Below are 278 nucleotides of genomic sequence, written 5' to 3'. Positions count from 1 at the left end.
ACCTTGAAGCGACCAATTGCATAGTATCAACCGGTGGTTACATAGATGCAGAGGCAGACTTAGTTGCCAGTAAAGTGCGCTTTCAAGCCGTATTAAAAGAACAACCAGCAACTATTTATATTATGCCCGGTTTTACTGCCAGTAATGAGCAAGGCGAACTAACCACTTTGGGCCGAAATGGCTCAGATTATTCTGCGGCAATTGCGGCAGCTTGTTTAGAAGCCGATGTTTGCCAAATTTGGACTGATGTAGATGGTGTTTACAGTGCTGATCCGCGT

At 45.0% G+C, this 278-nt stretch carries 1 protein-coding gene; it reads left to right on the top strand.

The window, feature by feature from the left end; genetic code table 11:
* Positions 1-278, top strand: a 278-nt coding sequence (locus AAEY62_RS22145; protein ID WP_502935548.1) for an amino acid kinase family protein, incomplete at both ends; no start/stop codon positions are given.

The organism is Pseudoalteromonas sp. GW168-MNA-CIBAN-0100, assembly GCF_040309225.1.
GTDB lineage: Bacteria > Pseudomonadota > Gammaproteobacteria > Enterobacterales > Alteromonadaceae > Pseudoalteromonas > Pseudoalteromonas arctica.
Note: the sequence above shows the minus strand (reverse complement) of the source record. Positions and strands in the feature narration are given on the sequence as shown.